This window comes from Streptomyces gilvus (genome assembly GCF_022513565.1).
GTDB classification, from domain to species: Bacteria; Actinomycetota; Actinomycetes; order Streptomycetales; family Streptomycetaceae; genus Streptomyces; species Streptomyces gilvus.
Genome location: NZ_JAKWBE010000008.1, coordinates 119,538 through 133,083, shown reverse-complemented (window position 1 = coordinate 133,083; position 13,546 = coordinate 119,538). Strand labels below are relative to the sequence as shown.

General features: G+C 71.5%; 12 protein-coding genes and 1 pseudogene. 6 read left to right on the top strand and 7 right to left on the bottom strand.

Going from position 1 to position 13,546, the window contains the following annotated elements; translation table 11 throughout:
• Window positions 1-12 precede the first annotated feature (12 nt).
• The 6 genes from MKW14_RS15015 to MKW14_RS14990 all read right to left on the bottom strand — a co-directional run bounded on the left by MKW14_RS15015 (window position 13) and on the right by MKW14_RS14990 (window position 6,136).
• Window positions 13-1,002, bottom strand: coding sequence for a zinc-dependent alcohol dehydrogenase family protein (locus MKW14_RS15015; protein WP_240863043.1), 990 nt, complete (start codon window positions 1,000-1,002; stop codon window positions 13-15).
• Window positions 999-1,850 (bottom strand): carbohydrate ABC transporter permease, encoded by an 852-nt coding sequence (locus tag MKW14_RS15010; RefSeq protein ID WP_240863042.1) that lies wholly within the window; start codon window positions 1,848-1,850, stop codon window positions 999-1,001. The genes MKW14_RS15015 and MKW14_RS15010 overlap by 4 nt, the downstream gene beginning before the upstream one ends.
• On the bottom strand, window positions 1,847-2,785 hold the full coding sequence (locus tag MKW14_RS15005) for a carbohydrate ABC transporter permease (protein WP_240863041.1): 939 nt from the start codon (window positions 2,783-2,785) through the stop codon (window positions 1,847-1,849). Before MKW14_RS15005 ends, MKW14_RS15010 begins: the two co-directional genes overlap by 4 nt.
• Complete coding sequence (locus MKW14_RS15000; protein ID WP_240863040.1) at window positions 2,782-4,155, bottom strand: ABC transporter substrate-binding protein; 1,374 nt, start codon at window positions 4,153-4,155, stop codon at window positions 2,782-2,784. The genes MKW14_RS15005 and MKW14_RS15000 overlap by 4 nt, the downstream gene beginning before the upstream one ends.
• 79 nt (window positions 4,156-4,234) lie before the next feature.
• Window positions 4,235-5,002, bottom strand: a complete 768-nt coding sequence (locus MKW14_RS14995; protein ID WP_240863039.1) for a DeoR/GlpR family DNA-binding transcription regulator — start codon at window positions 5,000-5,002, stop codon at window positions 4,235-4,237.
• A 324-nt stretch (window positions 5,003-5,326) separates the two neighbouring features.
• Complete coding sequence (locus tag MKW14_RS14990) at window positions 5,327-6,136, bottom strand: NAD-dependent epimerase/dehydratase family protein (RefSeq protein ID WP_240863038.1); 810 nt, start codon at window positions 6,134-6,136, stop codon at window positions 5,327-5,329.
• A gap of 220 nt (window positions 6,137-6,356) precedes the next feature.
• On the opposite strand from MKW14_RS14990, the gene MKW14_RS14985 reads away from it, so the two are divergent.
• Both MKW14_RS14985 and MKW14_RS14980 read left to right on the top strand, forming a co-directional pair.
• On the top strand, window positions 6,357-7,298 hold the full coding sequence (locus MKW14_RS14985; RefSeq protein ID WP_240863037.1) for a 5-dehydro-4-deoxyglucarate dehydratase: 942 nt from the start codon (window positions 6,357-6,359) through the stop codon (window positions 7,296-7,298).
• A complete protein-coding gene (locus MKW14_RS14980; protein WP_240863036.1) occupies window positions 7,295-8,458 on the top strand; it encodes a hypothetical protein in 1,164 nt (387 codons plus the stop codon). The genes MKW14_RS14985 and MKW14_RS14980 overlap by 4 nt, the downstream gene beginning before the upstream one ends.
• A 134-nt stretch (window positions 8,459-8,592) precedes the next feature.
• Here MKW14_RS14980 and MKW14_RS14975 read toward each other — a convergent pair whose 3' ends face one another.
• Entirely contained in the window at window positions 8,593-9,828 is a 1,236-nt protein-coding gene (locus MKW14_RS14975; RefSeq protein ID WP_240863035.1) for an MFS transporter, read from the bottom strand.
• A 96-nt stretch (window positions 9,829-9,924) separates the two neighbouring features.
• Here MKW14_RS14975 and MKW14_RS41550 point away from each other — a divergent pair.
• The 4 genes and pseudogenes from MKW14_RS41550 to araD form a co-directional block, all read left to right on the top strand.
• A pseudogene (locus MKW14_RS41550) lies at window positions 9,925-10,014 on the top strand (TIGR03086 family metal-binding protein); the annotation flags it as partial.
• Window positions 10,015-10,182: 168 nt separating this feature from the next.
• Window positions 10,183-10,839 (top strand): GntR family transcriptional regulator, encoded by a 657-nt coding sequence (locus MKW14_RS14970; protein WP_240863034.1) that lies wholly within the window; start codon window positions 10,183-10,185, stop codon window positions 10,837-10,839.
• Window positions 10,836-11,747, top strand: coding sequence for a dihydrodipicolinate synthase family protein (locus MKW14_RS14965; protein WP_240863033.1), 912 nt, complete (start codon window positions 10,836-10,838; stop codon window positions 11,745-11,747). The genes MKW14_RS14970 and MKW14_RS14965 overlap by 4 nt, the downstream gene beginning before the upstream one ends.
• Complete coding sequence (gene araD / locus MKW14_RS14960; protein WP_240863032.1) at window positions 11,744-13,474, top strand: L-arabinonate dehydratase; 1,731 nt, start codon at window positions 11,744-11,746, stop codon at window positions 13,472-13,474. Before MKW14_RS14965 ends, araD begins: the two co-directional genes overlap by 4 nt.
• The last annotated feature ends 72 nt before the right edge of the window (window positions 13,475-13,546 follow it).

The window sequence follows — 13,546 nt, the reverse complement described above, 5'->3', positions numbered from 1 at the left end:
AGGACAGCGAATTTAGGGCGTGACGACGATCTTCCGCCCCACCCCCGCCGCGAACTGCTCCAGCGCCTGCGGGTAGCGCTCCAGCGGGATCCGGTCGCTGATGAAGACCTCCGGGTCGAGAACGCCGTTCGCGAACAGCTCGGCCGCGCGTTCGAAGCTGTGCAGGACCGCCATCGACCCGGTGATGGTGATCTCCTGGTTGTAGATCCGGTACGGGTCGATCGTCACGCGCGTCGCGTAGTCCGCCACCCCGAACTGCAGGAACGTCCCCGCCTTGGCCACCCGCCCCAGGCCGTCCTGGATGGCCGCCGCGTTGCCGGTCGCGTCGATCACGACGTCCCAGCCCTGCGGGCGCTCCAGTTCGTCGGCGTTCGGCGCGGAGGACGACACGCCGAGGCGTACGGCCGTCTCCAGGCGGGCCGGGTTCAGGTCCACGACGTCCACGCTCGCCGCCCCGGTCCGCTTGGCCAGCTCCAGCATCATCAGGCCCATCGTCCCGGAGCCGTAGATCAGCACGTGCGCGCCGAGGCGGGAGCGCAGCACGTCGTAGCCGCGCACGGCGCAGGACAGGGGCTCGATCAGGGCCGCGTCCTGGGTGCGGACGTGCTCGGGGAGCTTCACGCAGTTGGCCACCGGGGCGACCGCGAACTGGGCCGCGCCGCCCGCCGTGGTCACGCCGATCGCGGCCCACCGCTCGCACAGGTTGTTGTGGCCGTCACGGCAGTAGCGGCACTCGTGGCAGTACAGGGACGGGTCGACCGCCACCCGGTCGCCGACCGCGACCTCGGTGACCTGGGTGCCGACCCCGACCACCTCGCCCGCGAACTCGTGCCCCGGCACGATCGGCAGCTTCGGCGCGAACTCGCCCTGCAGGATGTGCAGATCGGTGCCGCACAGACCGCAGGCGGCGACCTCGACGACGACCTCGCGGGGGCCCGGCGCCGGGTCGGGGACCTCGGCGACGACGGCACGGCCCACGGACTCGATGACGGCGGCCTTCATTTCACGGCTCCCAGCGACAGGCCCTGGACCAGCTTGTCCTGGGCGGCGAACCCCGCGGCGAGCACCGGCAGGGAGATGACGAGCGACGCGGCGCACACCTTCGCCAGGAACAGTCCCTGGCTGGTGATGAAGCCGGTCAGGAAGACGGGGGCGGTCTCGGCGACCACGCCCGTCAGCACCCGGGCGAACAGCAGCTCGTTCCAGCTGAAGATGAAGCAGATCAGGGCGGTGGCGGCGATGCCGGGCAGGGCGATCGGGGCCACCACGCGCGCGAGGATCGTCGGCAGCCGGGCGCCGTCGATCTGGGCCGCCTCGATCACCGCGACCGGCACCTCGGCCAGGAAGGACTGCATCATCCACACGGCGATCGGCAGGTTCATCGAGGTGTAGAGGATGACCAGCAGCCAGATGTTGTCCAGCAGGTGCGTGTTCTTGGCGAACAGGTAGATCGGGAGGAGACCCGCGACCACCGGGAGCATCTTGGTGGACAGGAAGAAGAACAGGACGTCCGTCCACTTCTTCACCGGGCGCACCGACAGCGCGTACGCCGCCGGCAGCGCCAGCAGCAGCACCAGCAGCGTCGACGCCACCGACGCCACGGCCGAGTTGACCAGGGCCGGCCAGGGGCTCGCCCCGCCGCCCGTGCCGAAGAACTCGCGGTAGCCGTCCAGGGTGAGCGCGGCCCCGAAGGAGGGCGGGTTGGTGGCGGCGTCCGCCTCCGAGTGGAAGGACGTCAGGGCCATCCACGCGATGGGCAGGAAGAACACGATCCCCAGCAGCCAGGCCACCAGGCCGAGTCCGGCGCCCTTGCGGCGGCCGCCTCGCAGTCGTACGGCGACGGTGCTCATCCTCGAGCCACCTCCTCGCGGAACAGGGACGACACCACGCGCAGGGCGAAGGTCGCGATGACGATCGAACCGATGACCACCAGGACGCCCGCGGCCGAGGCGAGGCCGTTCTCATGGGCCTGGTAGAAGCTCTGGTAGACGGTGTACGGCAGGTTGGCGGTGCCCAGCCCGCCGGAGGTGATCGTGAAGACCGCGTCGAAGTTCTGGACGATGTAGATCGAGCCCAGCAGGGCGCCGAGTTCGAGGTAGCGGCGCAGGTGCGGGAGCGTGAGGTGGCGGAAGATCTGCCAGTCGCTCGCGCCGTCCACCCGCGCGGCCTCGATCTGCTGGTGGTCACGGCTCTGCAGGCCCGCCAGCAGGATCAGCATCATGAACGGCGTCCACTGCCACACCAGGGAGGCCTCGACCGCCAGCAGCGGGGTGTTCGAGATCCAGTCCGGCTGCGGGCCGCCCACGTAGTGCAACAGGCCGTTCAGCAGGCCGTATTCGGGGTTGTAGAGGACGTGCTTCCACAGCAGGGCGGCTGCCACGGGGACCACCAGGAAGGGCGCGATCAGCAGGGTGCGGACCACGCCCCGGCCGCGGAACCGCCGGTCGAGGAGCAGCGCCAGCGCCAGGCCCAGGACCAGGCTGACCACGACCACGGCGACCGTGAGCAGGACGGTCGTCCACACCGAGTGGCGCAGGTCGGCGTCGGTGAGGACCTGTCGGTAGTTGTCGAGGCCGGTGAAGTGACGCGCCTTCGGATAGAGGGCGTTCCAGTCGAAGAACGAGATCACCAGCGTGGCCACGAACGGCAGCTGGGTCACCACGATCATGAAGACCAGGGCGGGCAGCAGCGGAGCGCGGGTCGCCCAGGCCTTCAGCCGGGCGGAGGGAACGCCCTTGGTGCGTGCGGGAGTCGCGGCTATCGGAGCCGTCGTTGTCGCGGTCATCGTCCCTCGTACTCCTTGGAGATCTTCTCGGCGAGTTTCTGGGACTTCCTCAGGGCCGAATCGACGGACTGGCGTCCGGCGATGGCCGCGCTGATCTCCTGGGAGACCTTGGTGCCGAGATCGGTGAACTCGGGGATGCCGACGAACTGGATGCCGGGCGCGGGGCGCGGCTGCACCCCCGGGTCATTGGGTTTGGCGCCCTCGATGGCGGCCTTGGTCATCTCCTGGAAGGAGGCGGCGGACTTGACGTACTCGGCGTTGGTGTAGGTGGAAGCGCGTTTGCCCGCCGGTACGTTGGGCCAGCCGCTGGTCTCGCCGACCAGCTGCTCGTACTGCTTGCTGGACGCCCAGGAGACGAACTTCCAGGCCTTGTCGGGGTTGCGGGAAGCCTTCTGGATGCCCCAGGCCCAGGTGTAGAGCCAGCCGGAGTCGGCGGTCTTCTCGACGGGGGCCGGCGCGTAGCCGAGCTTGCCCTTGACCGGGGAGCCTGCGGCCTCCAGGGAACCGGCGGCCGAGGTGGCGTCGTACCACATGGCGACCTTGCCCTGGGTCATGTTGTTGAGGCACTCGGCGAAGCCGGACTGGGCGGCGCCGGACTCACCGTGATCGCGTACGAGGTCGACATAGAACTTCGTCGCCTTCTCGAAGGCGGGGGAGTCGAGTCGGGCCTTCCAGTCCTTGGTGAACCAGGTGCCGCCGAAGGTGTTCACGACCGTGGTCAGGGGCGCCATCAGCTCGCCCCAGCCGGGCAGTCCCCGCAGGCAGATGCCCCGCATACCGGGCTCGGCGCCGTCCACCTTCGCGGCGAGGTCGGCCACCTGGGTCCAGGTCGGGTGCGCGGGCATGGTGAGGTGCTTCGCCGCGAACACGTCCTTGCGGTACATGAGGAAGGACGACTCCCCGTAGAAGGGCTGCCCGTAGAGCTTGCCGTCGTCGGCGGTCAGCGACTGCCGCATCGGCTTCAGCACGTCCTGCTCGTCGTAGACCGGGTCCTTGGCGACGTACGAGTCCATCTCGTGCAGCCAGCCGTTCTTGGCGTAGATCGGTATCTCGTAGTTGGACAGCGTCGCCACGTCGTACTGGCCGGCCTGGTTGGCGAAGTCCTGGCTGATCTTGTCGCGGACGTCGTTTTCCGGCAGGACGGTGAAGTTCACCTTGATGCCGGTCTCCTTGGTGAAGTGGGCCTTGGTCAGCTTCTGCAGCTCCACCATCTGCGGGTTGTTGACCATCAGGACGTTGACGGAGTCGCCGCCGGAACCGGACCCGCCCGCCCCGACCCAACAGCCGGAGAGCAGCGGGGCGAGCAGCGTCCCTGCGGCGGCCAGCGCGAGCGTGGCTCGCGGCGGCCGTCGTCGGCTCTGGGTGCGCATGGATCGCTCCTGGACATAGAGGGATATAAGGGGTGCTTTGGGGGGTGGGTCGCCTGTGGTGGGAGCTCGGCCCGCCGGGTCAGACCCTGATGACCTGCGGTCCCAGCAGTGAGTACCGGTGGGCCTCGGCCGACGGCAGCAGCGTGCTGGTGACGATGGCCTCCAGCGCGCCGATCTCCGCGAAGCGGCAGAAGCTGACCGCGCCGAACTTGGTGTGCACGCCCGCGAACACGGTGCGCCGCGCGGCCCGGATCGCCTGTGCCTTGACCTCGCTGACGGCGGGGTCGGGGGTGGTCAGGCCGTGCTCGCGGGAGATGCCGTTGGCGCCGATGTAGGCGAGGTCGAGGACGAAACCGGCCAGCATCTTCGTCGTCCAGTGGTCGACGGTGGCCAGGGTGCCGGGGCGGACGCGGCCGCCGAGCAGCAGGACGGAGACGTTGTCCGCCTCGGCGAGGGTGCCCGCGACGGGCAGGGACGCGGTGACCACGGTCAGCGGCCGGTCCCGGGGCAGGGCCTCGGCGATGAGCTGCGGGGTGAAGCCCTCGTCGACGAAGACCGTCTCGGCGTCGCCGAGCAGTTCGGCCGCGGCGGTGGCGATGCGGCGCTTCTCGGGGACGTGGCTGGTGGCGCGGAAGGCGAGGGTCGTCTCGAAGCCGGCGCTCTCCACGGGGTAGGCGCCGCCGTGGGTGCGGCGGACCAGGCCGTGGTCCTCCAGGGCGCGGAGGTCTCGGCGCACGGTCTCCTTCGCCACGCCTAGTTGGGTGGCGAGGGTGTTGACGTCGACGGAGCCGGTGGCTCGCGCCGCCTGCACGATGTGCCGCTGGCGGTCCTCGGCTGTGCCGGGCATGGGGTCACCCGCCTTCCCTGCGCTGTGCCCGTTCGGGCCGTTGGGGGAAGTTGTACAGCGGGTGGGTGGCGGTGACCAGGTCTGTTGCTGGAGGGATCGTGTCCGCGTGTGCCCGTTCGGGCGAGGTTCGCCCAAGAGCTCGTGGGATGGCGGTGGTGCGCGGCTGCGAGTCCGTCGTGGCTGGTCGCGCTCCGCGGCGCAGCCGCACATGTCACGGCCCGCGCCCCTGGGGAGGGCGCCGGCGCGCCTCGCGAACAGCCGCCGTCCATGCCCGAACACACCTGCGGGCGGGCCCGTTCGGTGCCCGCCCGGGGTGGGGATTGATCAGTACGGCCAGATCGGGGGGTCGCTGACGAAGGCGCCGCCCAGGTAGTCGTGCGCGATGTTGCCCGGTTCCAGTTCGCCCTGTTCGGCGATCAGCTTCTCCGCGAACTGCTCGGAGTCGTCCTGCGGTTCGTAGCCGAGGGCCCGGGCGGTCGACAGGTCCCACCACAGGCGGGTGTTGGCGGAGGAGCCGTAGACGACCGTGTGGCCCACGTTCTCGGCGGTGAGGGCCGCGTGGAAGAGGCGGGCGCCGTCCGGCGGGCTCATCCAGACCGACAGCATGCGCACGCTGGTCGGCTCGGGGAAGCAGGAGCCGATGCGCACCGACACGGTCTCCAGGCCGTACTTGTCCCAGTAGAGCTGTGCGAGGTCCTCGCCGAAGGACTTCGACAGGCCGTAGAAGGTGTCGGGGCGGCGCGGGGTGTCGATCGGGATCAGGGGGTCGTCGCCCCGGGGGCGCGGGGTGAAGCCGACCGCGTGGTTGGAGGAGGCGAAGACGATCCGGCCCACACCCTCCTCGCGCGCGGCCTCGTACAGGTTGTACGTGCCCTCGATGTTCGCCTTGAGGATCTTCTCGAAGGGGGCTTCCAGCGAGATGCCGGCGAGGTGGAGGATCGCGTCGACGCCCCGTACGGCCTCGCGCAGGGCCTTCCGGTCGGCGAGGTCGGCGGTGATCGCGTCCGGGTCGCCCTCGATCGGACGGATGTCGAGGAGGCGCAGCTCGTAGTCGAAGGCGGGCAGCAGGTTCCGCATCAGGGTGCCGAGCCCGCCGGCGGCGCCGGTGAGCAGAACGGTGCGGGGGGCTGGCATCCTCGCTTCTCCTTCGGTCGGCGGGGTCGCGTGTGTGCACGATATTCACATTCGTGGACACGCTAGGGATCCGGGGCAGGACCCGTCAAGTGTCCCACGCAGGCCGGAAATCTGCTGGTACGAGGCCGTAGGCGCGCTTGACCGGCCAGGATGGGGCACTTTAGCGTGGTGTCGTTCAGAGATGTAGACGCCGATCATAAACATGTAACCGGGAGAGCCCGTGACGCCTGCCCCCCTCGCCGCTCGGCTCAGCAACCCCAGCGGGCCGCTGTTCTTCCCCGTCACCGCCTACGCACCGGACGGCTCGCTCGACCTGGAGGTCTACGGCGCCCATGTCCGCCGCGGGGTGGAGAACGGGGCCGCCGCGGTCTTCGCGTGCTGCGGCACCGGCGAGTTCCACGCGCTCACCCCCGAGGAGTTCGAGGCGTGCGTCCGGGTGGCCGTCGAGGTGACCGGGGGACGGGTGCCGGTCGTCGCCGGCGCCGGCTACGGCACCGCGCTCGCCGTGCGCTACGCGCGCGTGGCCGAGGCGGCCGGCGCGGACGGACTGCTCGCCATGCCGCCCTACCTCGTGGCCGCCGGACAGGAGGGGCTGCTGCGGCACTACCGGGAGGTGGCCGCCGCGACCGCGCTGCCCGTGATCGTCTACCAGCGCGACAACGCCGTGTTCACCCCGGAGACCGTCGTCGCGCTCGCCCGTACCGACGGGATCATCGGCTTCAAGGACGGCCTCGGCGACCTCGACCTCATGCAGCGCGTCGTCAGCGCCGTCCGCACCGAGGTCCCCGGCGACTTCCTCTACTTCAACGGCCTGCCCACCGCCGAGCAGACCCAGCTCGCCTACCGCGCCATCGGCGTCCCGCTCTACTCCTCGGCCGTCTTCTGCTTCGTCCCGGAGATCGCCCTCGCCTTCCACGAGGCGCTCAGGACCGGCGACGAGAGCACCGCGCACCGCCTCCTGGACGGCTTCTACCGCCCGTTCGTGGAACTGCGGGCCCAGGGCCGCGGCTACGCCGTCTCCCTGGTCAAGGCGGGTGTACGGCTGCGCGGACTGGACGTGGGGGAGGTCCGCCCCCCGCTCCACGAACCCACCGAGGACCATGTCAAGCAGCTCGCCGAGCTGATCGACCGCGGGTACGCGCTGCTGGAGGAAGGCAAGTGAAGGCGTCGACATTCGTCTACCCCTGGGACGTCAACGGGGACCCGGAGGCCGCCGGCCGTATCGCCGCGCTCGGCGTGGAACAGGTGACGCTGGCCGCCGCCTACCACTCCACGCGCGCGCTCACCCCCCGCCACCCGCGCCACCGGATCGTCACCGCCGAGCACGCGGCCGTGCTGTACCCGGCCGGTGACCGCTGGGCGGGCCGGGAGCTGCGCCCGTACGCGGCCGGCGACTGGGCCCCCGGTGACGCCTACGGCGAGGCCGCGAGCGCCCTCGCGGAGGCCGGCCTGGAGGTGCACACCTGGGTCGTCCTCGCGCACAACTCCCGTCTGGGCGCAGAGCATCCGGACACCTCCGTCGTCAACGCCTACGGCGACCGCTACCCCTGGGCCCCCTGCGTCGCCCAGCCCGCCACGCGCGCGTACCTCGTCGACCTCGCCGCCGAGGCGGCCGTACGCCCCGGCGCGCGCGGCACCGAGCTGGAGTCGCTGGGCTGGTACGGCCTGGAGCACCTGCACGCCCACGACAAGACCGGCGGAGTCCGGCTCGGGGACGCCGGTCACTACCTGATGGCACTCTGCTTCTGCCCCGTCTGCCGGGAGGGTTACGGCGAACAGGGCCTGGACGCCGACGAGTTGGCGGCCTCTGTACGGGACGCGCTGGAGCCGCTGTGGCGGGGGGCGCCCGACGACGGAGGCTGGGCCGGGGTCGAGAAGCTGCTCGGCGAGGCGAAGGCGGCCGCCACACGCGCGTGGCGCGACGACACCGCCCGCACCCTCCAGGAGACGGCGGTCCGCGCGGTCCGCGAGGCGGCCCCCGACGGCTTCCAGGTCCTGCTGCACGCCGACCCGGTCACCCACCACGTCGGCGCCAACCCGGGCGTGGACCCCGAGCACATCCTGTCCGTCGCGGACGGCGTGGTCGTCCCGTGCGCCGGCGGTACGGGCCTGCTAGCGCCGTTCGCCGAACAGGGCCGGGCGGGGGCCGTGATCGCGGCCAACTTCCCCGTCGTCGGCGGCATGGGCGGCAGCCCCGGCACCCTGGCCGCCGGCATGACGGAGGCCCGGGACCGGGGGGCCAGCGAAGTGCGGCTGTATCACGCCGGGTTGGCGTCGGACGGGGACCTGGAGGCGGTGCGGTCGGCGCTGTCGGGGCGCTGAGGAGGGGGCGGGGGCGCCGCCAGGGGCGCGAGTGGCGCTGCCGCCGGGTGGTGCGCCCTCGTGACGGTCGAGCTGCCTTGCGGACCCGGAGTGCCGGCAGTAGGCGGGCCGTCTGACTCCCAACTGGCGCTGTCTCAGAGCCGATTGGCGTCGGACGGGAACTCGGCGGCGGTGCGGTCGGCGCTCGCCGGGCGCTGAAGCAGCGGGGCCGCCGTCAGCAGCAGACCGGCGCCGAGGGTGGCCAACACCAGCCGGTAGTCGGCCAGTTCGACCAGTGCCGCGCCGAGGGCCAGGCCGAGCACGTTCGGTGTGAACATCAGCGTGCTCGCCGTGGCGGCCGTACGGCCGAGCAGCGCGTCCGGCGTCTCGCGCTGCACGGTGGTCGCCGCGGCGATCAGCACACAGGGCAGCCCCGCGCCGATCCCCGCGCTGCACACCAGGGTCAGCGGGTCCGAGGGCAGGGCCCGCAGCGCCACCGCGAGGGCCGTGAGGCCGATGCCGCACGCCGCGAACCGGCGGGCGCCGAGCAGCCGCAGCCCGGTGCCCGAGAGCAGCCCCACTGCCACCGAGCCGGCGCCCTGGACGGCGTACAGGACACCGGCGTAGGCGGGGGAGTGGCCCAGGCCGTCGATCACGGCGTAGATCAGCGCCCCGTTGGCTCCCGCGAAGAGCATCGTGGTGCCGCCGACGACGACCAGGGGGCGCAGCCGCGGGTGCCCCCACAGGAAACGGGTGCCCTCCGCGGTCCGCGCCCACCAGCCGTGCGCGGGCGGGCCGGGCCTCTCCTCGCGGACGCGCAGCAGGGCGTAGACCCCGGCGGCCAGCACGAACGTCCCGGCGTCCAGGAGGGCCACGCTCGCGCCGCCGTACGCCGCGTACAGGCCGGCGCCCGCGAGCGGCGCCACCAGCTTCATGCCCTCGGTGGCGGTCATGCGCAGTCCGTTGAAGTCGCCGAGCAGGGCCGGGTCGACGGCGGCGGCGACCAGGGCGGACTCGGCCGCGTCATGGACGACGCCGACGGCGCCGTACACGAACAGGACCGCGTACACCGGCCACGGTCCGGTTGCGGAGTCGACGGTGAGCAGAACCGGCAGCAGGGCCGCCATCAGCAGGTTCACGCCGATCAGCAGGGGCTTGCGGCGGACGCGGTCGGCGAGGGTGCCGAGCGCCGGGCCGGCCAGGGTCGGCGCCCACATGGCGAGCAGGCACAGCGCGGCCAGCCCGTCCGACCCGGTGAGATCCCTGACCCACACCCCGGACGCCAGCCACAACGCCGAGGTCCCGAACCCGGAGACCACGACCCCGGTCAGATACAGCCGCGCGTCACGGTCCCCGAGGACCCGCGTCACCGCCCATGTCGATGTCGTCATGCCTGGCCATCGTGCGCCTAAGGCCCCGACGGACGCATGAGGCATGTGCCCTATCGCGACGGCGGAAACCCGTCGGAACCTGTCGGTTATCCCGATGGGACGCGTGTCCCGCCGCCCCAGGACGACGCGCCGCTGCTCGACCGGGCGGTGGGGCTCAGCGGGCGCGATCCCGGCTGGATGCCGTAACACCGTAACGGCGTAATCGCCGTCCGTCAGAGGTATTTCTGTCCGAAGCATTGACGAACCCTGCGCCTCCTCCTACCTTCAACGCGTCGTACTTCGTACGTCATATATGAGACGCGATACGCGAGATCAGATACCCGAGATCTGATACGTGACTTCCGAGAGGCGCGCATGACCTCTGTGCCCACGCCGATCCCCTCCCGCACGCAGTTCGTGCTGGAGGAGATCAAACGCCGCATCCTCACCGGGCGGTTGACGCCGGGTCAGGCCCTGGTGGAGACCGAACTCGCCGCACAGTTCGGGGTGTCCAAGACCCCGGTGCGGGAGGCGCTCAAGACACTGGCCGGAACCGGACTGGTCGTGATGAGCCAGTACAAGGGCGTCACGGTGCGCATGGTGGACGCGGACATGGCGCGCGAGGTCTACGACGTACGACTGCTCCTCGAACCCGAGGCGCTCAAGCGGGCCGTGCGGCGGGGTGCCTCCCTCGACGCCGCCCGGGACGCGCTGACCCGCGCCGACGACGCCACCGACACCGCCGAACGCTCCCTCGCCAACCGGGAGTTCCACCGCGCCCTGTACCTGCCGTGCGGCAACCCGCTGCTCGGCCGGATGCTCGACGAGGTCCGCGACCAGGCGGCCCTCGTCTCGGCCGTGGCCTGGGCCGCCTCGCCCTCCTGGGAGCGGGAGGCCGGCGAGCACCGGGAGATCCTGCGGCTCGCCCTCGACGGCGACGCGGACGGCGCCGCGCGGGCCCTCCACGACCACATCGCGTCCTTCGTGCGGCGAGCGTTCCCCCAGGCGACGGAAGAGGAAGGGCAGGCATGAGCAGCGTGACGTTCGAGACCGCGCGGGCGGCCCTGGCCGACGTGGTGGCGATCCCGGTGACCCCGTTCGCCGAGGACGGCTCCGTCGACCAGGAGGCCCACCGGGCCCTGCTGCGCCGGCTGCTGGAGGGCGGGGTGCGCATCCTCACCCCCAATGGCAACACCGGGGAGTTCTACGCCCTGACCCCCGAAGAGCGCCGCCTGGTCACCGAGTTGACCGTCGAGGAGGCCGGCGACCGCGCCGCGATCCTCGTCGGCGTCGGCCACGACGTCCCCACCGCCGTCGCCTCCGCCCGCCACGCCCGGGAGCTGGGCGCCCGGATGGTCATGGTCCACCAGCCCGTCCACCCCTACGTCTCCCAGGCCGGCTGGGTCGACTACCACCGCGCGATCGCCGCCGCCGTCCCCGAGTTGGGCGTCGTCCCCTACATCCGCAACGCGCAGCTGTCCGGCTTCCGCCTCGCGGAGCTCGCCGACGACTGCCCGAACGTCATCGGCGTCAAGTACGCCGTCCCGGACGCCGCCCGGTTCGCCGCCTTCGCACGGGACGCGGGGCTCGACCGGTTCGTGTGGGTGGCGGGACTCGCGGAGCCGTACGCGCCCTCGTACTTCTCGGCAGGCGCCACCGGCTTCACCTCCGGCCTGGTGAACGTCGCCCCGTCCGTCTCGCTGAACATGATTGAAGCGCTTCGATCCGGTGACTACCCGGCCGCCATGAAGGTCTGGGAGCAGATCCGCCGCTTCGAGGAACTGCGCGCGGCCCACGGTTCCGCCAACAACGTCACCGTCGTCAAGGAGGCCCTCGCCTCCCTCGGCCTGTGCCGCCGCGACGTCCGCCCGCCGAGCCGCACGCTGCCGGAGGACGAGCGCGCCGAGGTCGCCGCGATCGCCGCGGGGTGGTCGATATGACCGACAGAAAGCGCCCCGAAGAGCTCAGAAGCCACCAGTGGTACGGCACCGAGGGCCAGTTGCGCACCTGGTCGCACAACGCCCGGATGCGCCAGCTCGGTTACGAGGCGGAGGAGTACCGGGGCCGCCCGGTGATCGCCGTCCTCAACACCTGGTCCGACATCAACCCCTGCCACGTCCATCTGCGCGAGCGGGCCGAGGCGGTCAAGCGGGGCGTGTGGCAGGCCGGCGGCTTCCCGCTGGAGTTCCCGGTCGCCACGCTCTCCGAGACGTACCAGAAGCCGACCCCGATGCTCTACCGCAACCTGCTCGCGATGGAGACGGAGGAGCTGCTGCGCTCCTACCCGATCGACGCGGCGGTACTGCTCGGCGGCTGCGACAAGTCGACACCCGCGCTGCTCATGGGCGCCGCCTCCGCCGACGTGCCGTCGCTCTTCGTGCCCGCGGGTCCGATGCTGCCCGGTCACTGGCGCGGCGAGACCCTCGGCTCCGGCACCGACATGTGGAAGTACTGGGACGAGCACCGCGCCGGCAATCTGACCGACTGCGAACTGCGGGAGCTGCAGGGCGGGTTGGCGCGTTCGCCCGGTCACTGCATGACCATGGGGACCGCGTCGACGATGACCGCGGCGGCCGAAGCCCTCGGCATGACGCTGCCGGGCGCATCCTCGATCCCGGCCGTCGACTCCGGGCACGAGCGGATGGCCGCAGCCTCCGGACGCCGGGCCGTGGAACTCGCCTGGACGGGGCTGAAGCCGTCGGAGATCCTCACCCGTGACGCCTTCGAGGACGCCGTCACCACGGTGCTCGGACTCGGCGGCTCCACCAACGCCGTCATCCACCTGATCGCGATGGCGGGACGCTGCCAAGTCCCGCTCACTCTCGACGACTTCGACCGCATCGCCCGTACCGTGCCGGTGCTGGCGAACGTCCGGCCCGGCGGTCGGACCTACCTCATGGAGGACTTCTACTTCGCCGGCGGTCTGCCCGCCTTCCTCTCCCGGATCACCGACCTGCTGCACCTGGACCGGCCGACCGTCAACGGCACGCTGGGAGCGCAGATCGAGGGTGCCGTCGTCCACGACGACGACGTCATCCGCACCCGCGACAACCCGGTCGCCGCCGAGGGCGGGGTCGCCGTCCTGCGCGGCAACCTCTGCCCCGACGGCGCCGTCATCAAGCACATCGCCGCCGAGCCGCATCTGCTCAAGCACACCGGCCCCGCGGTCGTCTTCGACGACTACAAGGCCATGCAACGCACCATCAACGACCCGGAGTTGAACATCACCGCCGACAGCGTGCTGGTGCTGCGCAACGCCGGCCCCAAGGGCGGCCCCGGCATGCCCGAGTACGGCATGCTGCCGATCCCGGACCACCTCCTGAAGCAGGGCGTGCGCGACATGGTCCGCCTCTCCGACGCCCGGATGAGCGGCACGAGTTACGGCGCGTGCGCCCTGCACATCGCCCCCGAGTCGTACGTCGGCGGCCCGCTGGCCCTGGTCCGCACCGGCGACCTCATCACCCTCGACGTCGAGGCCCGCTCCCTCCATCTCCACGTGGACGACGAGGAGCTGGAGCAACGCAGGGCGGCCTGGACGCCCCCGCCCACCCGCTACGAACGCGGCTACGGCGCCCTCTACAACGACCAGATCACCCAGGCGGACACCGGCTGCGACTTCGAGTTCCTGGCCCGCCCCGGCAAGGCCCCAGATCCCTACGCCGGTTGACCAGTCCCACTTAGGGGCGCGGGGAACTGCGCGAACAGCCCCACCGGACCCGCACCCGCCACACAACCCCAC